The following is a 20,284-nucleotide window of genomic DNA, read 5'->3' as shown; positions in this document are numbered from 1 at the left end:
TATCTGGCGTTGACTTTTGGCACGCTGTTGAGTTCTCAAGGAACGGAAGCTTCCTTCGAGACCGTTTCACCGGCCCCTCCGGGCTTTCCCTTCGTTGTCACCAGCTTATCAGACTCTTTCGGGCCCGATTCCCGCCGGCGGGGATTTCCTGCTTTTGCGTTTCCGCCTTTCGGCTTTCGCGCTCCCCGACTTTAGCAGATGCTTTCTGTCGGATTTACCGTTCCGCTGTGAGCACGCACGTCTCCGTGGCGTTCTCGTCGCGGGGGTTGTGACAACGTACTGGAGCGGGGCACCCCGATGCAAATCGGGGTGCCCCGCTCCTGGTGGTGCGTCAGACCTCCACGACCACAGGGAGGATCATCGGGCGGCGACGGTAGTTGTCGGAGACCCACTTGCCGATGGCTCGGCGGATGAGCTGCTGCAACTGACGGACCTCTGCGACGCCGTCGGAGGCGGCGCGGGCGAGGGACTCCTCGACCTTGGGGAGTACGTCGTTGAACGCCGCGTCGTCGATCCCGGAACCGCGGGCCTGGACGAACGGACCGCCCACGACCTTGCCGGTGGTGCTGTCGACGACGATGAACACCGAGACGATGCCCTCCTCGCCGAGGATGCGGCGGTCCTTCAGGGAGGCCTCGGTGATGTCACCGACCGAGAGGCCGTCCACGTACACGTAGCCCGCCTGGACCTTGCCGGTGACCCTGGCGACGCCGTCGACGAGGTCGACGACCACGCCGTCCTCGGCGAGGACGCAGCGCTGCTTCGGGATGCCGGTGGCCTGGCCGAGTTCGGCGTTGGCCCGCAGGTGCCGCCATTCGCCGTGGACCGGCATGAGGTTGCGCGGCTTGCAGATGTTGTAGAAGTACACCAGTTCGCCGGCGGAGGCGTGGCCGGAGACGTGCACCTTGGCGTTGCCCTTGTGCACGACGTTGGCGCCCCAGCGGGTGAGGCCGTTGATCACCCGGTAGACCGCGTTCTCGTTGCCGGGGATGAGCGAGGAGGCCAGGACCACCGTGTCGCCCTCGACGATGCGGATCTGGTGGTCGCGGTTGGCCATCCGGGACAGGGCGGCCATGGGTTCGCCCTGGGAGCCGGTGCACACCAGGACGATCTTCTCGTCGGGGAGGTCGTCGAGCGTCTTGACGTCCACGATGAGACCCGGTGGGACCCGCAGGTAGCCCAGGTCACGGGCGATGCCCATGTTGCGGACCATGGAGCGACCGATGAAGGCGACCTTGCGGCCGCGCTCGTGGGCCGCGTCCAGGACCTGCTGGATGCGGTGGACGTGGCTGGCGAAGCTGGCCACGATGATCCGCTTCTCGGCCTTGGCGAAGACCTGGCGCAGCACCGGCAGGATGTCCCGCTCGTGCGGGATGAAGCCGGGCACCTCCGCGTTGGTGGAGTCGGAGAGCAGCAGGTCGATGCCCTCCTCCGACAGGCGCGCGAAGGCGTGCAGGTCGGTGAGGCGGCCGTCGAGCGGCAGCTGGTCCATCTTGAAGTCGCCGGTGTGCACGACCATGCCGGCCGGGGTGCGGATGGCGACCGCGAGGGCGTCGGGGATGGAGTGGTTGACCGCCACGAACTCGCAGTCGAACGGCCCGATGCGCTCGCGCTGCCCCTCGGCGACCTCGAGGGTGTAGGGACGGATGCGGTGCTCGGCGAGCTTGGCCTCGATGAGGGCCAGGGTCAGCTTCGAACCGATCAGCGGGATGTCGTCCTTCTCCCGCAGGAGGAAGGGGACGGCGCCGATGTGGTCCTCGTGACCGTGGGTGAGGACGATGCCGACGACGTCGTCCAGGCGGTCACGGATGGACGTGAAGTCCGGCAGGATCAGGTCGACTCCGGGCTGCTCCTCCTCCGGGAAGAGCACCCCGCAGTCGACGATCAGCAACCGGCCTCCGTATTCGAAGACCGTCATGTTGCGGCCGATCTCGCCGAGACCGCCTAGCGGGGTGATGCGCAAACCCCCTTCGGGCAGCGCGGGGGGCGGGCCGAGCTCAGGGTGCGGATGGCTCAAAGTATCTCCTCACCACGCACGCCACAGGCCCCGGGCGGACACCCGGGGACACCGTGCGCGCATGACAGCGTGCTTTCTGTTGCGTTGTCCTCATGGAGCGATCATTCAGTTCTTAAGTCTTTGGTTACAGCTGTACCCCGCCGGCGGCGAGATCCTGCTTCAACTGTGCCGTCGCGGCCTCGCCGAGCTCCACGAGCGGGAGCCGGAGCGGGCCGCCGGGCAGCCCCTGCAGGGCCAGGGCGGCCTTGGTGGTGATGACGCCCTGGGTGCGGAAGACGCCGGTGAAGACCGGGAGCAGCTTCTGGTGGATCTCGGCCGCCTTGTGGACGTCACCCGAGAGGTACGCCTCGAGGAGGGCCCGCAGCTCAGGGCTGACCAGATGTCCCACGACGGAGACGAAGCCGGCGGCGCCGACGGAGAGCAGCGGCAGGTTGAGCATGTCGTCGCCGGAGTACCAGGCGAGGCCGCTGCGGCTGATGGCCCAGCTCGCGGCGCCGAGGTCGCCCTTGGCGTCCTTGTTGGCGACGATCCGGGGGTGCTCGGCGAGCCGGACCAGGGTCTCGGTCTCGATCGGGACGCCGCTGCGGCCGGGGATGTCGTAGAGCATCACCGGAAGGCCGGTGGCGTCCGCGACGGCGGTGAAGTGCCGGTACAGGCCCTCCTGCGGGGGCTTGTTGTAGTACGGCGTCACCGTGAGCAGGCCGTGGGCGCCGGCGCGCTCCGCCTGGCGGGCCAGCTCGACGGTGTGGTGGGTGTCGTTGGTGCCGACGCCGGCGACGACGAACGCGCGGTCGCCCACCGCCTCGAGTACGGCCCGGACGAGCTGCTCTTTCTCCACGTCGCTGGTGGTCGGCGACTCACCGGTGGTGCCGTTGACGACCAGGCCGTCGTTGCCTGCCTCGACGAGGTGGGCGGCGAGCTGCTGCGCGCCGTCGAGGTCGAGGGCGCCGTCCGCGGTGAACGGCGTGACCATTGCGGTCAGGACCCGCCCGAAGGGGGTCTGCGGGGTGGAGGTCGGAGCCATGAGTCCAACGCTACTCGGTGCCGGTGCCGGGACACCCCCTCGGGACCTGCGATGAGGACTCCGGCGCTGCCTGCTCGGGGGTTCAAGCAGCACCGGAATCCGTTTCTGAAGACTAGACGAACAGCACGAAACCCGGCAATCGGAAGATTCCGGATGAGTGGTGACCTGCTACGGAGCGACCCGGCCGTTGGCGTTGAAGGCGGCGTGGGTGAGCGGCATGAGCTTCGTCCATTCGGCTTCCATCCGCTCCCCGACCATCTCGATCTCCCGCTGCGGGAAGGACGGGACCGTGGCGAGCTCGTGCTGGGTGCGCAGGCCGAGGAAGTGCATCAGCGAGCGGGCGTTGCAGGTGGCGTACATCGACGAGAACAGGCCGACGGGCAGGGTGGCGCGGGCGACCTCGCGGGCGACGCCGGCCGCCAGCATCTTCTGGTAGGCCTCGTAGGAATGCCGGTAGGAGGCCTCCATGGCGTCCACGACGGCCTGGTGCTGCTCCGGGGACCCGTGCACGAACTCGTACTTCCCGGGGCGGCCCTGCTGCACCAGCTTGCGCTCCGTGGACGGCACGTAGAAGACCGGCTGCAGCTCGCGGTACCGGCCGGACTCCTCGTTGTACGACCATCCGACGCGGTGGCGCATGAACTCGCGGAAGACGAAGATCGGGGCGCTGATGAAGAAGGTCATGGAGTTGTGCTCGAAGGGGCTGCCGTGGCGGTCCCGCATGAGGTAGTTGATCAGGCCCTTGGAGCGCTCGGGGTCCTTCGTCAGCTCCGCCAGGGACTGCTCGCCGGCCGTGGAGACCCGGGCGGCCCACAGCACGTCGGAGTCGGCGGCGCTGTGCTTGACGAGCTCGACGGTCACGTCGTCGCGGAACTGCACGGAATCGTCGGCGGGGATGTCGGTCACCGGGCGTCCTTCCTCATGGAGCTTGGGGCGGCGCCCAGCCTATGCGCCCGCTCCGACATCGCCCGACACCCGTCGACACCGGCCCCACCCCCCGCAAAGCGGAGCAAGGCAGACGACCGGCGGACCACTGCTGGCCGGTCCCGGCGGGGCCCGCTAGCCTCACCGATGTGTCTCTGCCCTTCCTCGCCGCCGACAGCGGCCACGACGAGTACGCCGCGGACGCCGCCCTTCCGCACCGGGTCCAGGACGGGTGGATCCGTCCCTACCGCCCGGGGCCCTGGCGGGTCGCCGCGGCGGCGATGCTGCTGGTGCTCGCCTCGTACCTGCTCATCGCGGGAGTGATCATGGGGCTCGCGGGCAACGGGCCCGGGGTCGCCGCTACGGTCGTCGCCGCCGTGCTGGCCATCGTCTGCGCGCTGCGTCTGCTGCGCGTGGGGTTCTGGGTGAGCACGCGCGGGCTGCGGCAGGTGGGGCTCTTCTACACCACGACGCTGCCCTGGAACCGCGTCGGGGCCGTCCGTACGGCCCAGCAGCCGGTGAAGTGGCTGGGGCTGCCCCGGACCGTCCAGGGCCAGGCCCTGGTCGTCACGCGGGCGGACGGCCAGCGGTTGCGACCGCTGCTCACCGACCACAACGCGGACTTCCTCGGCCGTACGGAGGCCTTCGACCAGGCGGCCGACGCCATAGAGGGCTGGGCCTCCGAGCTGAGCCGCTGAGGGCTCAGCGGGGAACCACGCCACGCCCCGGTCCGGGAGGCACACGGTGGCGGGAGACGGCGTGGAGGCGACAGCCGGGCGTCATCGGGGGTTTGCCTGCGGCTGTTAGCGTCCGGCCGACCCGGCCCGCCGAGGACCTGGAGCGACTCTTGCTCGCACCGCCGCATCCCGACACGCTCCTCACCCATCCCGCGCCGCTGCCCGCGCTGGAACCGCTGCGGGGCCGCACCGTCGTCGTGAAGTTCGGCGGGCACGCCATGACCGACGGGACGTTGCTGCGCACCTTCGCCGAGGACGTGGTGCGGCTGCGGCGGACCGGGGTGCGGGCCGTGGTGGTGCACGGGGGCGGTCCGCAGATCAGCGCGCAGCTGGACCGGCTCGGCGTACCCGCGCACTTCCTGGGCGGTCAGCGCGTCACCACGCCGGAGACGCTGGACGTCGTGCGGATGGTGCTCGCCGGCAAGGTGCAGCGGGAGCTGGTGCGGCTGTTCAACGAGCACGGCCCGTACGCCGTCGGGCTCACCGGCGAGGACGCGCACACGCTCACCGCGGTGCGCCGGTACGCCGAGGTCGGCGGGGAGCTGATGGACATCGGCCTGGTCGGGGACGTCACGGAGGTCAACACGGCCGCCGTGGACATGCTGCTGGACCACGGGCACATCCCGGTGGTCTCGCCGCTCGGCCGCGGCACGGACGGCGAGGTCTACAACGTCAACGCGGACGCGGCCGCCGGCGCGCTCGCCGCCGCGCTGGGCGCGGAGGCCCTGGTGGTGCTGACGGACGTGCCCGGGCTGTACGCGGACTGGCCGTGCCGGGAGCGGGTGCTGGACCGGCTGACCGCCACCGAACTGGAACGGATGCTGCCGTCCCTGGGGGGCGGCATGGTGCCGAAGATGGAGAGCTGCCTGCGCGCGGTCCGCGCCGGTGTCGGTACCGCACGGGTACTGGACGGGCGCGCCCCGCACGCCCTGCTGCGCGCGCTGACCGGCGCCCCCGGCGAGGCCGGGACGACCGTCCTGCCGGGCTGAGGCCGGGCCCCTTTCAGGGGGTCTGCGGCGCCTTCCCGCGCAGGGCGATCGCCCGCTGCATGGCCTTGCGCGCCCGCGGGGTGTCGCGGGCGTCGTGGTAGGCGACCGCGAGCCGGAACCACGTCCGCCAGTCCTCCGGCGCGGCCTCCGTCTCGGCCTTGCGCCGGGCGAAGACCGCGTCGGCGGAGGCGCGGTCGACGCGCCCGCTCGGGGTGCGCACCAGCTCGTCCTCCGGCAGGCCGCCCTCGGCCTCCAGTTCGCGGGCCAGCCGGTCCGCGTTGCGTGCGAACTGCGTCGTACGGACCAGGAACCAGACGCCGACCAGCGGCAGCACGAGCACGGCCACGCCGAGGACCACCGTGACCGGGCGGCCGTCCTGGATCAGCCAGACGCCGCGGGCGCCGGCCAGCACGAAGTACACGACCAGCACGGCCGCGAGGACGAAGTAGGTGATCTTTGCGCGCATGGTGGGCGAACCGGCTCTCGGTTGGTCGTCTCTCGGTCGGTCAGTCGAGGTCCATGAAGTGCTCCAGGCCGAAGGTGAGTCCCGGCGTGGAGACGACCCTGCGCACACCGAGCAGCACGCCCGGCATGAAGGAGCCGCGGTTCATGGAGTCGTGACGGATGGTGAGGACCTCTCCGGCGTCGCCGAAGAGCACCTCCTGGTGGGCGACGAGACCGCGCAGCCGCACCGCGTGCACGGGCACGCCCTCGACGTCGGCGCCGCGCGCGCCGTCCAGGGCGGTGGCGGTGGCGTCCGGCTGCGCGCCGAGGCCGGCCTCGCGGCGGGCGTCGGCGATGAGCTGCGCGGTGCGCACGGCGGTGCCGCTGGGGGCGTCGACCTTGTCCGGGTGGTGGAGTTCGACGATCTCCGCGGACTCGAAGAAGCGGGCCGCCTGGCGGGCGAAGCGCATGGCCAGGACCGCCCCGATGCCGAAGTTCGGGGCGATGAGCACACCGGTGCCCGGCGTGGCACCGAGCCAGCCGCGCAGGGTGTCCAGGCGCTCGTCGGTCCAGCCGGTGGTGCCGACGACGGCGTGGATGCCGTGCCGCAGGCAGAAGTCGAGGTTGCCCATGACCGAGCCCGGGGTGGTCAGTTCCACCGCGACCTGGGCCTCGTTCTCGGCCAGGGTCTCCAGCTTGTCCTCGCGGCCGATCGCCGCCACGAGCTCCAGGTCGTCCGCGGCCTCGACGGCCTTGACCGCCTCGGCGCCCATCCGGCCGCGGGCCCCGATCACACCCACACGGATCTTGCTCATCGTTCCAGTCCTCCGGTCCAGACGTTCGAGACGGTCGGTACGGCTCAGGCTCAGACGACGGACTCGTGCAGGCGGGCGGCCTGCCGGTCCTTCAGCGGGCCTATGACGGCCAGCGAGGGACGCTGTCCCAGGACGTCGCGGGCGACCGCACGCACCTCGTCGGGGGTGACCGCGGCGATCCTCTCCAGCGTGGCGTCCACCGACATCTGCTCGCCCCAGCAGAGCTCGCTCTTGCCGATCCGGTTCATGAGCGCGCCGGTGTCCTCCAGGCTGAGCACGGTCGAGCCGGAGAACTGACCGATGGCGCGGTGCAGTTCCTCGTCGCTCAGCCCGTGCTCGGCGACCTGGTCGAGCTCCTCGCGGCAGATCTTCAGGACCTCGTGGACGCGGCGCGGCTGGCAGCCGGCGTACACACCGAACAGGCCGCAGTCCGCGAAGGACGAGGTGTACGAGTAGACGCTGTAGGCGAGGCCGCGCTTCTCGCGGACCTCCTGGAACAGCCGGGAGCTCATCCCGCCGCCGAGCGCCGTGTTGAGCACGCCCAGCGCCCAGCGCCGGTCGTCGTGCCGGGACAGCCCCGGCATGCCGAGCACGACGTGGGCCTGCTCGGTGCGGCGCTCCAGCAGCTCCACCCGGCCCTGGCCGCGGATCGTGCGGGCGCCGTCGCGCGGCGGGCGGGGAACGGCGTCCGCGTCACGGAGGGCGCCCGCGTCCTCGAAGGCCTTGCGCACCTGGCGGACGACGGTGGCGTGGTCGATGTTGCCCGCGGCGGCGACGACCAGCCGGGTCGGGTCGTAGTGCTTCCGGTAGAAGCGGGCGACCTGGTCGCGGGTGAGGGCGTTGATGGTGTCGACCGTGCCGAGGACGGGGCGGCCCAGCGGGGAGTCGCCCAGCATGGCGGTGGCGAACAGGTCGTGGACCTGGTCACCGGGGTCGTCCTCGGTCATCGCGATCTCCTCCAGGACCACACCGCGCTCGGCGTCGATGTCCTCCTGGCGGATCAGGGAGCCGGTCAGCATGTCGCTGACCACGTCGATGGCGAGCGGCAGGTCGGTGTCGAGGACACGCGCGTAGTAGCACGTGTACTCCTTGGCCGTGAAGGCGTTCATCTCGCCGCCGACGGCGTCGATGGCCGAGGAGATCTCGAGTGCGCTGCGCCGCGCGGTGCCCTTGAAGAGCAGGTGCTCCAGGTAGTGCGTGGCGCCGTTGAGTGCCGGGGTCTCGTCGCGGGAACCGACGCCGACCCAGATGCCGAAGGTCGCGGAGCGCACGGTCGGCAGGGTCTCGGTGACGACGCGCAGTCCCCCGGGGAGGACGCTGCGCCGGACCGTACCGATGCCGTCGGCGCCGGGCAGGAGGGTCTGCGTGCGGACGGCCCGCCCCTTGGTGGAGGGGCGGGCCGTCACGCGTGTGGAGCCGGTGGTCACTTCTCGGACGCGTCCTCGGCCTTGTCGTCGGCCGCGGTCTCTTCGCCCTCGATGACCGGGATCAGCGACAGCTTGCCGCGCTGGTCGATCTCGGCGATCTCGACCTGGACCTTGGAGCCCACGGCGAGGACGTCCTCGACGTTCTCGACGCGCTTGCCGCCGGCCAGCTTGCGGATCTGCGAGATGTGCAGCAGGCCGTCCTTGCCCGGGAGCAGGGAGACGAAGGCACCGAAGGTGGTGGTCTTCACGACCGTGCCCAGGTAGCGCTCGCCGACCTCGGGCATCGTCGGGTTGGCGATGCCGTTGATCGTGGCCCGGGCGGCCTCGGCGGACGGGCCGTCGGCGGCACCGATGTAGATGGTGCCGTCGTCCTCGATGGTGATCTCGGCGCCGGTGTCCTCCTGGATCTGGTTGATCATCTTGCCCTTGGGGCCGATGACCTCACCGATCTTGTCCACCGGGATCTTGACGGTGATGATGCGCGGGGCGTTCGGCGACATCTCGTCCGGGGTGTCGATCGCCTCCATCATCACGTCGAGGATGTGCAGACGGGCGTCGCGGGCCTGCTTGAGGGCCGCGGCCAGGACCGACGCCGGGATGCCGTCGAGCTTGGTGTCCAGCTGCAGCGCCGTGACGAACTGCTTGGTGCCGGCGACCTTGAAGTCCATGTCGCCGAAGGCGTCCTCCGCACCGAGGATGTCGGTGAGGGTGACGTAGTGGGTCTCGCCGTCGATCTCCTGGGAGATCAGGCCCATGGCGATGCCGGCGACGGGGGCCTTCAGCGGCACACCGGCGTTCAGCAGCGACATGGTGGAGGCGCAGACCGAGCCCATCGAGGTGGAGCCGTTGGAGCCGAGCGCCTCGGAGACCTGGCGGATGGCGTACGGGAAGTCCTCGCGGGCCGGCAGGACCGGGAGGATCGCCCGCTCGGCCAGCGCGCCGTGGCCGATCTCACGGCGCTTGGGGGAGCCCACGCGGCCGGTCTCGCCGACGGAGTACGGCGGGAAGTTGTAGTTGTGCATGTAGCGCTTGCGCGTCTCGGGCGCGAGCGTGTCCAGCTGCTGCTCCATGCGGAGCATGTTGAGGGTGGTGACGCCCAGGATCTGCGTCTCACCGCGCTCGAACAGGGCCGAGCCGTGCACCCGCGGGATGGCCTCGACCTCGGCGGCCAGGGTGCGGATGTCGGTGACACCGCGGCCGTCGATGCGGACCTTGTCCTTGATGACGCGCTCGCGGACCAGCTTCTTGGTCAGCGAGCGGTAGGCGGCGGAGATCTCCTTCTCGCGGCCCTCGAACTGCGGGAGCAGCTTCTCGGCGGCGAGACCCTTGACGCGGTCCAGCTCGGCCTCGCGGGCCTGCTTGCCGGCGATGGTCAGCGCCTGCTTGAGCTCGTCGGAGACGGCGGCCTCGAGCGCCTCGAACACGTCGTCCTGGTAGTCCAGGAAGATCGGGAACTCGGCGGTCTCCTTGGCGGCCTTGGCGGCGAGGTCGGCCTGCGCCTTGCACAGCACCTTGATGAAGGGCTTGGAGGCCTCCAGGCCCGCCGCGACGACCTCCTCGGTCGGCGCCTCGGCGCCGTCCTCGACGAGCTTGATCGTCTTGGTGGTGGCCTCGGCCTCGACCATCATGATCGCGACGTCGCCGTCCTCGAGGGTGCGGCCGGCCACGACCATGTCGAAGACGGCGTCCTCCAGCTCGCTGTGGGTCGGGAAGGCGACCCACTGGCCGCGGATCAGCGCGACGCGGACGCCGCCGACCGGGCCGGAGAACGGCAGGCCGGCCAGCTGCGTGGAGCAGGAGGCGGCGTTGATGGCAACCACGTCGTAGAGGTGGTCGGGGTTGAGTGCCATGATCGTCGCCACGACCTGGATCTCGTTGCGCAGGCCCTTCTTGAAGGACGGGCGCAGCGGGCGGTCGATCAGGCGGCAGGTGAGGATCGCGTCCTCGGAGGGACGGCCCTCACGGCGGAAGAAGGAGCCGGGGATCCGCCCGGCCGCGTACATGCGCTCCTCGACGTCCACCGTCAGCGGGAAGAAGTCGAGCTGGTCCTTCGGGTGCTTCGAGGCGGTGGTGGCCGACAGCACCATGGTGTCGTCGTCCAGGTAGGCCACGGCGGAGCCAGCGGCCTGACGGGCCAGGCGGCCCGTCTCGAAGCGGATCGTACGGGTGCCGAAGCTGCCGTTGTCGATCACGGCTTCGGCGTAGTGGGTCTCGTTCTCCACTATGGGGATTCTCCTCTTTCGTGCCCCCGGGCGTCTTCCCGGGAGCCGTCGGTGGAGGGGCGTCCCGCCGGGCCGGTCTTCGATCGAAGCCACCGGGACGTACGTGCTGCCCGGGGGCCACTACCGAGGACCGGCTCTGGTGGCGTTTAGGAGGACGCTCCCTCCGCATGCTCTATGGCGTTGTGTATGGGACCAGACTACAAAGCTTCGGTCCCGGTCTCGCGCCCAGCGCGGTCCCGTACGTACGCCAAGGGAGCGGCTCCCGGACGGGAACCGCTCCCTTTACGGCGTCTCAGCGGGCGCCGGCCGCGCCACGGCGGATGCCGAGGCGCTCGACGAGCGCACGGAAGCGCTGGATGTCCTTCTTGGCCAGGTACTGCAGCAGGCGGCGGCGCTGGCCGACCAGGATCAGCAGACCACGACGGGAGTGGTGGTCGTGCTTGTGGGTCTTGAGGTGCTCGGTCAGGTCCGAGATGCGGCGCGAGAGCAGCGCGACCTGGACCTCGGGGGAGCCGGTGTCGCCCTCCTTGGTGCCGAACTCGGCGATGATCTGCTTCTTCGTCGCGACGTCGAGCGACATACGGTCTCCTTGTGGTGTCGGTGCCTCCGAGCGCCCCTGGTCTGCGTCACAGGAGAAGCTGCGATGACTCGGAAGGCATGACGCGCCGCGCATGGGCGGACGCATCGGTTACACAGAGTACCACCCCGGGCCCGGTGCGATGTCCGGGGCCGGGGTGGCGGTGCTGCGGGCGGCTCGCGGGCGTCCCGGCTCAGCCGCTGGTCATGCCGCGGGCCTCGGCGTACAGGTCGAGGACCGCGAGGGCGAGCGGGATCAGCGAGAGCAGCACGGTCGCCTCGGCGAGGTCGAGCATCCGGCCCCAGAAGGGGGTGACGCCCTTGCTCGGGACGATGAGGGCGATCGCGACCAGGAGGGTGGCGCCCAGGGCCACCGCGGCGGACAGCCACACGGTGCGGATGTCGAGCGAGGAGTGGTTGCCGCGCAGCAGGTCGGTGAGGACGTCGGTCGGCAGGTTGAGGGCGAGACCGATGATCAGCAGCCCGATGGTGATCACACCGGCCACCATCAGCGTCACGACCTGCGAGGTGTAGCGGAACAGCCGGGCGCGCATCAGTGTCGCCAGGCCCATCGCGAGGGCGAGCAGCTGCGCCCAGGCGCTGTCGGAGAAGCCGAGCACGACGCCGGCGGAGCCGACGATCGCGGCCGCGCAGCCGCCGACCAGCCCCAGCAGCAGCTCGTGGCCGCGACGGGCCTGGTTGGTGATCCGGTCGAAGTCGACCGGCTCCTCCTCGCCCTGCCGGTCGCCGTCGCCGCGGTGCCGGGCCTGGACCTGGTCGGGCGAGCGGAAACCGATGGGCAGCCGGGCGAAGCGGGCGGACCAGCCGGGCAGGAAGCCGATGACGGCGATCATGACGACGGCGGTGACGGCGGCCGCCTCGCGCGGCGCGGCGTCCGTGAGGATCGCCACGAAGGTGGCCACGGTGCCGACGCCGGCCGTGAAGGAGGCCGCGACGAACGGCGCGTCGCCCTGCGGCAGCATCAGCACGAGAAGCACGGCGGCGATGAGCACCACGACGCAGCCGATGAGGAAGTGCAGCCGGCCGGGTCCCTCGGTCTTGCCGACGCCCATGACCCCGGAGCCGGCGACGAGCAGCAGCGGCAGGGAGGCGAGGCCGAGGGCGACGGCGGAGTGCCGGTCGTCGTACACGCGGGCGCGCACCGAGGCGAGCGCCACCAGCACCAGGCCCGCGGCGCCGGCGAGGATGCCGGGCAGGCCGTGCATGTCGTGCTTGACCGGCTCGGAGAACCAGAGCACGAAGGCCATGAGGGCGAGCAGGATGACGCCCGCGGTCAGGCCCACGCCGCGCATGAGGCCGTCGTTCCAGCTGCGGCGGTCGGTCTGGACCGCGGCGGCGACGGCATCGACGACGTCGTCGAACACGGCGGGCGGCAGCGAGTCCGCGAACGGACGCAGCAGCAGCAACTCGCCGTCGTGGACGCGCTGTTCGGCCAGGGACAGGGTGTCGTCGAGGACACGCCCGTCACGGCGGACCAAGTTGTAACCGGTGGGGGCGGCTTCGTCGGGCGTCTGGCCCGACAGGCGCAGTATCTCGGGATGGATGTCGGAGAGCGGTACGTCCTCCGGAAGTGCCACATCGATCCGGCTGTTCGGCGCCGCCACCGTGACTCTGCAGAATCCCGTCGCTGAGATCGTGCTCACCTGGAGTGGTCCCCCTCGTCCGGTGATGGATGGGTAGAGGTCGGGTCCACGCGGCCGTCCAGGGTCGGACCCCCGTTCCGCGCTTCGCGATCCGTCACCCTACCGGGTACCCCAAGTCCCTTGTCCCTCACCCGTCCCAGTGCCCTGTGACTGTCATGCCCAGTAGGATCGCCACCTGCCTGTGGTCCAATGCCCGCCCCGTGCGGGGGCGGAGCGCGACCGGGACGTGTCATACGGGGGACCGTCGCCACGGGGGCGGCCCGAAACTGCGATTCGCGTGAAGGACTGGTGCATCGGTGAGCGTGGTCGTCATCAAGCGCCCGCCGCGGGTTTACCCGCCGGAGGTGCCGAATGAGGAGGTACGGCTCGAAGCCCCGCCCGAACTGCCACGCGGCGAGGACCAGGGCCTGTTGATGAACCTGCTGCCGATGCTCGGCATGGGTTCGTCGGCGGCGTTCTTCTTCCTGCCGACGGGGTCGGGGACCTCCGGCGGATTCATGAAGGTCATGGGCGTGCTCATGATGGGCTCCACCGTGGCGATGGTGGTGGCCCAGATCGTGCGCTCCCGCAAGGGACCGTCGGGGCAGATGGCGGAGGCCCGCCGGGACTACCTGAAGTACCTGGCGCAGATACGCCGCGGGGTGCGCAAGACCGCCCGCAAGCAGCGCGACGCACAGTATTACCTGCACCCCGCGCCCGAACAGCTGTGGGCGCTGGTCGCCGAGGGCTCGCGGGTGTGGGAACGCCGGCTCACCGACCCCGACTTCGCGCAGGTGCGGGTGGGCCTGGGGCCCCAGCAGCTGTCGACTCCGCTGGTGGCGCCGGAGACCGCCCCGGTGGACGAGCTGGAACCGCTGACCGCGCACTCGATGCAGCAGTTCATCGCGGCGCACGGTTCGCTGGACAACCTGCCGCTGGCCGTCGGCCTGCGCTCCTTCTACCACGTGACGGTCTCCGGTGACCCCGACACCGTCTACGGGCAGACCCGCTCCATCGTGGGCCAGCTGTGCTCCCTGCACTCGCCGGAGGACCTGGTCGTCGCCGTCGTGGCGGCTCCCGGCGCGCAGTCGGAGTGGGAGTGGGTCAAGTGGCTGCCGCACGCACAGCACAAGGAGCACGACGGCGCGGGCTCGCGCCGTCTGATATGCGGCGACCTGGGTGAGGTCGAGGAGCTGCTGGCGGACGAGCTGGACGGCAGGCCGCGCTTCAACCGCGAGGGCCAGACGGTGCTGGACCAGCCGCACGTGGTGATCGTGCTGGACGGCGGCGGCGTGCCGGCGGACTCCGTGATCGCCTCCGCCGAGGGCCTGCAGGGCGTCACGATCCTGGAGGTCGTCCCCGGCGAGCTGGACGAGGCGCGTGGCTCGCTGTCCATCCAGGTGTGGCGCGACCAGCTGTACCTGGAGGCCGGGGCCGGCACCTTCACCGGCGTCCCCGACGTGCTGTCCCCCGTACAGGCCGAGTCGCTGGCGCGGCAGCTCGCGCCGCTGCGGCTGGGCGCCGCCGACGCCGACGAACCGCTGCTGGCGAACCTGGACTTCACCGACCTGATGGGGATCGGCGACGCCTCGTCGGTGGACGTCGCGCGGACCTGGCGGCCGCGGACCCTCCATGAGCGGCTGCGGGTGCCGATCGGCCTGGGCGAGACCGGCGAGCCGGTCATGCTGGACGTCAAGGAGGCATCGCAGGAGGGCATGGGCCCGCACGGCCTGTGCGTCGGCGCCACCGGTTCCGGCAAGTCCGAGCTGCTGCGCACGCTGGTACTGGGACTGGCCGTGACGCACTCCTCGGAGACCCTCAACTTCGTGCTCGCCGACTTCAAGGGCGGCGCGACCTTCACCGGCATGGGCACGATGCCGCACGTGTCGGCGGTCATCACCAACCTGGCCGACGAGCTCACCCTGGTGGACCGCATGCGCGACTCCATCACCGGTGAGCTGACCCGCCGCCAGGAACTGCTGCGGCAGTCCGGCAACTACGCCAACATCACGGACTACGAGAAGGCCCGCGCGGCGGGCGCGGCGCTCGACCCGCTGCCCTCGCTGATCCTGATCATCGACGAGTTCTCCGAGCTGCTCGCCGCCAAGCCGGACTTCATCGAGATGTTCATCCAGATCGGCCGCATCGGCCGTTCGCTGGGTGTGCACATGCTGCTGGCCTCGCAGCGCCTGGAGGAGGGCAAGCTGCGCGGCCTGGACACCTTCCTGTCGTACCGCATCGGTCTGCGGACCTTCTCCGCCGCCGAGTCGCGCACCGCGATCGGCGTGCCCGACGCGTACCACCTGCCCAACGTCCCCGGCGCGGGCATCCTGAAGTACGGCACCGACACGATGGTGCAGTTCAAGGCCGCGTACGTGTCCGGCACCTACCGGGCGCCGGGCACGCGGACGGCCAGCGGGGCACGCATCGACCGCTCCCCCGTGCTGTTCACCGCCTCGCCCGTGCCCGTGCGCATCGTCACCGAGCCGGAGCCGCAACCGCGCGCCGGGCAGGTGGACGACGCGCTGGCCGACACCGTGCTCGACGTCATCGTCGGCCGGCTGGAGGGCCAGGGGCCGCCCGCCCACCAGGTGTGGCTGCCGCCGCTGGACGAGCCGTTCAGCGTCGACCAGGTGCTGCCGCCGCTGACGGTGAGCGCCGAGCGGGGTCTGCACGCGGACGGCTACACCGCCACCGGCAAGCTCCAGGTGCCGGTCGGCCTGGTCGACAAGCCCTTCGAGCAGCGCCGTGACGTCATGTACGCGGACCTGTCGAGCTCCGGCGGTCACGCGCTGGTCGTCGGCGGCCCGCAGTCCGGCAAGTCGACGCTGGTGCGCACCCTGATCGCGTCGTTCGCGCTCACGCACACCCCGAAGGAAGTGCAGTTCTACGCACTGGACTTCGGCGGCGGCGGCATGCTCGCCCTGGACGGGCTGGCGCACGTCGGCGGGGTGGCCTCGCGCCTTGACGCGGAGAAGGTCCGCCGTACGGTGGCCGAGGTGCACGGCATCCTCAACGCCCGCGAGGAGTTCTTCCGCACCAACGTCATCGACTCGATGAACACCTTCCGCTCCCGCCGGGCCTCGGGGCACTTCCCCGACCAGCCCTGGGGCGACGTGTTCCTCGTCATCGACGGCTGGAGCACCTTCAAGACCGACTACGAGATGCTCGACCCGGTCATCAACGACATCGCCACCCGCGGTCTGGGCTTCGGCATCCACCTGGTCATCACCGCCACCCGCTACACCGAGATCCGGCCCGCACTGCGCGACCAGGTCCTCAGCCGGCTGGAGCTGCGGCTCGGCGACCCGATGGAGTCCGAGTTCGACCGCAGGCGCGCCGAGAACGTGCCGGTCGGCAAGCCGGGCCGCGGTCTGTCCCCGGAGAAGCTGGACTACCTGGCGGCGCTGCCCCGCGTCGACGCCTCCTCGAACGTGGAGGACCTCTCCGAGGGCATGGCGCAGTTCGTGGCCACGGTCAACGCCAACTGGTCGGGTCCCACCGCGCCGAAGGTGCGGATGCTGCCGACGATGCTGCCGTCGACCGAGCTGCCCAAGGGCGGCGACTTCTCCGACCGCGGCATCGCGATCGGCGTGGACGAACTCACCCTGTCGCCGGTGTTCGTGGACTTCGAGACCGACCCGCTGTTCGTCATCTACGGCGAGAGCGAGTCCGGCAAGTCCTCGCTGCTGCGGCTGATCGCCAAGCAGGTCAGCGAGCGCTACGAGTCCGGCAAGGCGCTGTTCGTGGTCTCCGACTTCCGCCGGGCGCTGCTCGGCCAGGTCCCGGAGAGCCATGTGTACAAGTACTGCGCCTCCGGTCCGCAGCTGCAGGAGGTCATGGAGTCGCTGGCCGGTTCCATGAGCCGCCGGATGCCCGGCCAGGACGTCACGCCCGAGCAACTGCGCAACCGCAGCTGGTACAGCGAGCCGGACGCCTGGGTCTTCGTGGACGACTACGACCTGGTCGCCACCTCGATGGGCAACCCGATGCAGGTGCTGATGGAGTACCTGCCGTTCGCCCGTGACCTGGGTCTGCGCATCGTGCTGTCGCGCAGCACCTCGGGGGCGTCTCGGTCGTCCTTCGAGCCGTTCCTGACCCGCGTCAAGGAGCTGGGCGCGACCGGTGTGCTGCTCTCCGGCGACCCGGGCGAGGGGCCGGTCTTCGGCAACGTCAAGGCGTCCAGGCTGCCCCCGGGCCGTGCGCAGTTCATCACGCGGCGCCGCGGCAACCAGCTCATCCAGACCGGCTTCCTGCCGGAGAGCTGAGCCCGTTCCGGCGCGCGGCGCCGGGACACGCGAGTGGGGGCGGGCCGGACGGCCCGCCCCCACTCGCGTGTCCGCGTTCAGTCCCGCGGGGCCGGTGGCCGGTAGGCGGGCGGGACGTCCCGGGGGTCGCGCCGGACGGCGGCCGGGCGGTGGCCGCCGGACGCCTCGTCCTCCCGGTCGTCCCCGGCTTCCCCGGCTTCCTCCTCGGCCTGCTGCTCGAACCAGCGCCGGGCGCGCTCCTCCTGCGCGGCCCGCTCCTCGGGCGTCAGCCGTTCGTCGGCCCGCTTCAGCTCGGCCAGGCGGTCGCCGATCGCACCGAGGTAGGCGCTGGAGGCCAGTGCCTCGCGCATGCCGAGGCGACCGGAGAGCACCTCCCGCGCCGTCTCCTTGAGCGTGCCGTCCACGGTGGGGTTGTCGGCGAGCGTCCTGAGCGCCTTGTGCAGTCGGCGGGCCTGTGCGGGGTCGTCCGCGACGTCCATCAGGTCCGCGTCGCTGATCTCCTTGCTCATCGGTCCGTTCCCCCGGTCGAGAGTGTGGTGACGGGTGTGCTCATGCCATCGTGCCACCAGGGGGACGCCGCAACCACGGTCAGCGGTCGCGGGCACCGTCGCGGGTGCGCGGGCCGAGCGGCACCGACACGCTTCGTCAACCTTTCGGACGTCCTTCCCGGAGCGCTGATCGGAGTTCCTCGATCAGATGTGGCACGGTCTGTCTGAACGATGCCGAAGGAGGCGACGAGCGATCATGTCCTACCCCGAGCCCCGTTACCTCGGAGAACAGGGCGAGATCAGCGCACTGTTCCGCTCCGCCGACACCGCCGCGGACGTGGTCGCGCCGTCGGGCAACCGCACCCACTACCTCGCCACGCACACGTCGACGGACGGCGGCTTCGGCCTGTACCGGATCGACATGGGCCCGGGCTCCCCCGGCCCCAGCACCCACTTCCACCGCTCGATCTCCGAGTCCTTCTTCGTCCTCTCCGGGGCGGTGCAGCTCTTCGACGGGGAGCGCTGGATCACCGCCCGTCCCGGGGACTTCCTCCACGTGCCGCCGGGAGGACTGCACGCCTTCCAGAACGACTCCGACGAACCCGCGTCGATGCTGCTGCTCTTCGCGCCCGGCGCGCCCCGGGAGGAGTACTTCGAGCGGGCCGGTGAGATGGCGCAGCGCGGGGGCACGGCGTTCCGGGAGTTCCTGCTCCGCCACGACAGCTTCTTCGTGGACCCGCCGCAGGTCGGGCCGGAACCGCTGTGACATAGGGGGCGGCGGTCAGCCGACGCTCTTGTCGATGACGCAGAACCGGTTGCCCTCGGGGTCGGCCAGCACAACGAAGTCCGGGTCCGGGGGGTAGAGGTCCCAGTCGACCCGCCCGGCGCCCAGGGCGACCAGTCGCTCCACCTCCGCAGCCTGTCCGGCGGCGTCGTCCGCGTACAGGTCCAGGTGGACCCGGGGGTGCTCCTGGACCGGGGTGTCGCTGGTGCCGAGCGCGATCCCGGGTCCCGCCGCTCCCGCGGCGGGCACCAGCACCGCCCAGTCGTCCTCCGCCCGCACCTCGCCGTCGCGGGGCACGTAGCCGAGGGCGGCGCCCCAGAAGGCCGCGGCGCGCCGCACGTCCGTCACTCCGAGCACGATCGTCCCGAGGGTCAGCATGCGTCGATTGTGGCAGCCGGCGCCGGACCCGGACGGGCCTGCCCGGATGGGGACATGGCCCGCGTCACCCGTCGCCCGCACCGCCGACCTGGACGCCGCCGTGCTCGGCGCGGCGCGCTCGCTGCCGGACACCGCCTTCGAGGGCGACCTGTCCGGCTCCGACGGGGAGCACGCCCTCGGCGGCATGCACGCGGTGGTGTGGGAGGACAGCGGCCTCGCCGGGCACGCCGCCGCGCTGCTGGACGCCCTGGAACGGCTGGTGCGCGGCACCCACGGCCTGGGGCGCCGGCCGCCGCCGACGGAGCCGGCGCCTTCTGCGCCGCGCGCGGCTGGCGGCCCTGGCGCGGCCCCACCGCGGCACTGACGCCGGACGGTGTCGTCCGCACCCCCGGGGACGACGGTTGCGTGCTCGTGCTGCCCGGGCCCGCCCCGCTCGACCTGTCCTGCCCGCTCATCTGCGACGGGCGCGACGGCGACCTGTGGTGACCGCGGCCGGCGTCACGGGACGTACAGCTCCAGGCGCCAGTCGTTGCAGCGGATGGGGTGCCCCGGCGGGTACTCGAAGTCGCACTCCTCCACCAGCGTGAAGCCGAGCTTGCGGCAGATCGCGTTCGAGGGGTGGTTGTCGACCTTGGGGAAGGCGTGCAGGAAGCGCGGGCCCTTCTCGGCCGCCGCCCGGGCGATGACGGCCGCCCCGGCGGCCGCGGCGACCCCGCGCCCCTGGAACTCGGGCAGGACGCCCCAGCCGGTCTCGTACACCGTCCCGCCGCGCCAGGACTTCTCCCAGTAGCCGATGCTCCCGGCCGGGACCCTCTCGGGCAGCAGCACGATGCTGAACATCCCGCCACCGCCCTCGCCGCCGCTCGCCAGGTACCGCTCGTGCCGGACGAGCAGTTGCTCCTCGGTCTCGGGGCCGCCGAGGTGGCGCATCATCCCCGGCGCGTTCGCCCGGCGCAGCAGGTCGAGGTCACCCTCCGCCCACGGCTCGATCCGTACCTGCGCTGCCATGTTCCGCTCCCTCGTCGCTCCTGCCGATCACACCACACGGGTCGGACACCGCCACCGATGAGTTCCGCCGGCCCGGCCGGTCCTACCTCCCGGAGCCGTTCCGCAGTGGCCCGGCCCGACCAGGAAGGCAGCATCATGAACGACATCACCATTACCCGGGTCTTCGACGCCCCGCTCGCCAAGGTGTGGAAGGTGTGGACCGAGCCGGAGTACTTCGCCCAGTGGTTCGGCGCCCCGCTGCCCACCGTCGCCAGCGACGTCCGCCCGGGCGGCGCCTGGCGCGCCACCATCACCACGCCGCAGGGCGAGATGCCGCTGAGCGGGGTGTACCGCGAGGTGGAGGTGCACAAGCGCCTGGTGTGGACGATGGACGTCCCCGGCGCACCCGAGGTCGTCATGGACGCCACCTTCACCGACCGCGGGGACAGGACCGAGGTCGTCTACCACCAGCCCGGGGTCCCCGAGGAGCACTGCGCCACGGCCGAGGCCGGGGCCAACCACATCCTGGACAGCTTCACCTCCGTCCTGACGAAGTCCTGA

The 20,284-nt window shown here is 71.2% G+C and carries 18 protein-coding genes; 6 read left to right on the top strand and 12 right to left on the bottom strand.

Annotated features, from left to right (window positions below; all coding sequences use genetic code 11):
• Nucleotides 1-331: 331 nt before the first annotated feature.
• The 3 genes from PV410_RS18645 to thyX form a co-directional block, all read right to left on the bottom strand.
• Nucleotides 332-2,017, bottom strand: coding sequence for a ribonuclease J (locus PV410_RS18645; protein WP_500325854.1), 1,686 nt, complete (start codon nucleotides 2,015-2,017; stop codon nucleotides 332-334).
• A gap of 124 nt (nucleotides 2,018-2,141) precedes the next feature.
• Nucleotides 2,142-3,041, bottom strand: a complete 900-nt coding sequence (gene dapA, locus PV410_RS18640) for a 4-hydroxy-tetrahydrodipicolinate synthase (RefSeq protein WP_500325853.1) — start codon at nucleotides 3,039-3,041, stop codon at nucleotides 2,142-2,144.
• A gap of 168 nt (nucleotides 3,042-3,209) precedes the next feature.
• On the bottom strand, nucleotides 3,210-3,947 hold the full coding sequence (gene thyX / locus PV410_RS18635) for an FAD-dependent thymidylate synthase (protein WP_500325851.1): 738 nt from the start codon (nucleotides 3,945-3,947) through the stop codon (nucleotides 3,210-3,212).
• A gap of 167 nt (nucleotides 3,948-4,114) precedes the next feature.
• Here thyX and PV410_RS18630 point away from each other — a divergent pair, with 167 nt between their 5' ends.
• Nucleotides 4,115-4,663: an SCO5741 family PH domain-containing membrane protein gene (locus tag PV410_RS18630; RefSeq protein ID WP_499514350.1), complete on the top strand. Its 549-nt coding sequence runs from the start codon at nucleotides 4,115-4,117 to the stop codon at nucleotides 4,661-4,663.
• Between the two features lie 149 nt (nucleotides 4,664-4,812).
• Complete coding sequence (gene argB, locus PV410_RS18625; protein WP_500325849.1) at nucleotides 4,813-5,691, top strand: acetylglutamate kinase; 879 nt, start codon at nucleotides 4,813-4,815, stop codon at nucleotides 5,689-5,691.
• A gap of 13 nt (nucleotides 5,692-5,704) precedes the next feature.
• On the opposite strand, the gene PV410_RS18620 is transcribed toward argB, so the two are convergent.
• From PV410_RS18620 to eccD, 6 genes are all read right to left on the bottom strand, one after another.
• On the bottom strand, nucleotides 5,705-6,157 hold the full coding sequence (locus PV410_RS18620) for a hypothetical protein (protein WP_499514348.1): 453 nt from the start codon (nucleotides 6,155-6,157) through the stop codon (nucleotides 5,705-5,707).
• Between the two features lie 40 nt (nucleotides 6,158-6,197).
• Nucleotides 6,198-6,950, bottom strand: coding sequence for a 4-hydroxy-tetrahydrodipicolinate reductase (dapB, locus tag PV410_RS18615; protein WP_499514347.1), 753 nt, complete (start codon nucleotides 6,948-6,950; stop codon nucleotides 6,198-6,200).
• A gap of 50 nt (nucleotides 6,951-7,000) precedes the next feature.
• Entirely contained in the window at nucleotides 7,001-8,377 is a 1,377-nt protein-coding gene (locus PV410_RS18610; protein ID WP_500325846.1) for a M16 family metallopeptidase, read from the bottom strand.
• A complete protein-coding gene (locus PV410_RS18605) occupies nucleotides 8,374-10,599 on the bottom strand; it encodes a polyribonucleotide nucleotidyltransferase (protein WP_499514345.1) in 2,226 nt (741 codons plus the stop codon). Before PV410_RS18605 ends, PV410_RS18610 begins: the two co-directional genes overlap by 4 nt.
• A gap of 292 nt (nucleotides 10,600-10,891) precedes the next feature.
• Complete coding sequence (gene rpsO, locus PV410_RS18600) at nucleotides 10,892-11,179, bottom strand: 30S ribosomal protein S15 (RefSeq protein WP_361804583.1); 288 nt, start codon at nucleotides 11,177-11,179, stop codon at nucleotides 10,892-10,894.
• Nucleotides 11,180-11,369: 190 nt separating this feature from the next.
• Nucleotides 11,370-12,839, bottom strand: a complete 1,470-nt coding sequence (eccD, locus tag PV410_RS18595) for a type VII secretion integral membrane protein EccD (protein ID WP_500325844.1) — start codon at nucleotides 12,837-12,839, stop codon at nucleotides 11,370-11,372.
• Between the two features lie 296 nt (nucleotides 12,840-13,135).
• Between eccD and eccCa the strand changes: the two genes are divergently transcribed.
• On the top strand, nucleotides 13,136-17,086 hold the full coding sequence (gene eccCa, locus PV410_RS18590; RefSeq protein WP_500325842.1) for a type VII secretion protein EccCa: 3,951 nt from the start codon (nucleotides 13,136-13,138) through the stop codon (nucleotides 17,084-17,086).
• 77 nt (nucleotides 17,087-17,163) lie between these two features.
• Here the strand turns inward: eccCa and PV410_RS18585 are convergent, their stop codons facing one another.
• Nucleotides 17,164-17,595 (bottom strand): hypothetical protein, encoded by a 432-nt coding sequence (locus PV410_RS18585; protein ID WP_500325840.1) that lies wholly within the window; start codon nucleotides 17,593-17,595, stop codon nucleotides 17,164-17,166.
• Between the two features lie 235 nt (nucleotides 17,596-17,830).
• Here PV410_RS18585 and PV410_RS18580 point away from each other — a divergent pair, with 235 nt between their 5' ends.
• Nucleotides 17,831-18,340: a cupin domain-containing protein gene (locus PV410_RS18580; protein ID WP_500325838.1), complete on the top strand. Its 510-nt coding sequence runs from the start codon at nucleotides 17,831-17,833 to the stop codon at nucleotides 18,338-18,340.
• 15 nt (nucleotides 18,341-18,355) lie between these two features.
• Here the strand turns inward: PV410_RS18580 and PV410_RS18575 are convergent, their stop codons facing one another.
• Nucleotides 18,356-18,736 (bottom strand): VOC family protein, encoded by a 381-nt coding sequence (locus PV410_RS18575; protein WP_500325836.1) that lies wholly within the window; start codon nucleotides 18,734-18,736, stop codon nucleotides 18,356-18,358.
• A 46-nt stretch (nucleotides 18,737-18,782) separates the two neighbouring features.
• On the opposite strand from PV410_RS18575, the gene PV410_RS18570 reads away from it, so the two are divergent.
• A complete protein-coding gene (locus tag PV410_RS18570) occupies nucleotides 18,783-19,100 on the top strand; it encodes a hypothetical protein (protein WP_500325835.1) in 318 nt (105 codons plus the stop codon).
• A 134-nt stretch (nucleotides 19,101-19,234) separates the two neighbouring features.
• On the opposite strand, the gene PV410_RS18565 is transcribed toward PV410_RS18570, so the two are convergent.
• Nucleotides 19,235-19,744, bottom strand: coding sequence for a GNAT family N-acetyltransferase (locus PV410_RS18565; RefSeq protein ID WP_500325833.1), 510 nt, complete (start codon nucleotides 19,742-19,744; stop codon nucleotides 19,235-19,237).
• Between the two features lie 135 nt (nucleotides 19,745-19,879).
• On the opposite strand from PV410_RS18565, the gene PV410_RS18560 reads away from it, so the two are divergent.
• Nucleotides 19,880-20,284, top strand: a complete 405-nt coding sequence (locus PV410_RS18560; RefSeq protein ID WP_500325831.1) for an SRPBCC family protein — start codon at nucleotides 19,880-19,882, stop codon at nucleotides 20,282-20,284.

Origin of the sequence: Streptomyces sp. PA03-5A (genome assembly GCF_033792725.1) — a bacterium.
In the GTDB taxonomy this organism is placed as follows: Bacteria; Actinomycetota; Actinomycetes; order Streptomycetales; family Streptomycetaceae; genus Actinacidiphila.
The sequence above is the reverse complement of the archived record's forward strand: the minus strand, read 5'-3'. Positions and strand labels throughout refer to the sequence as shown.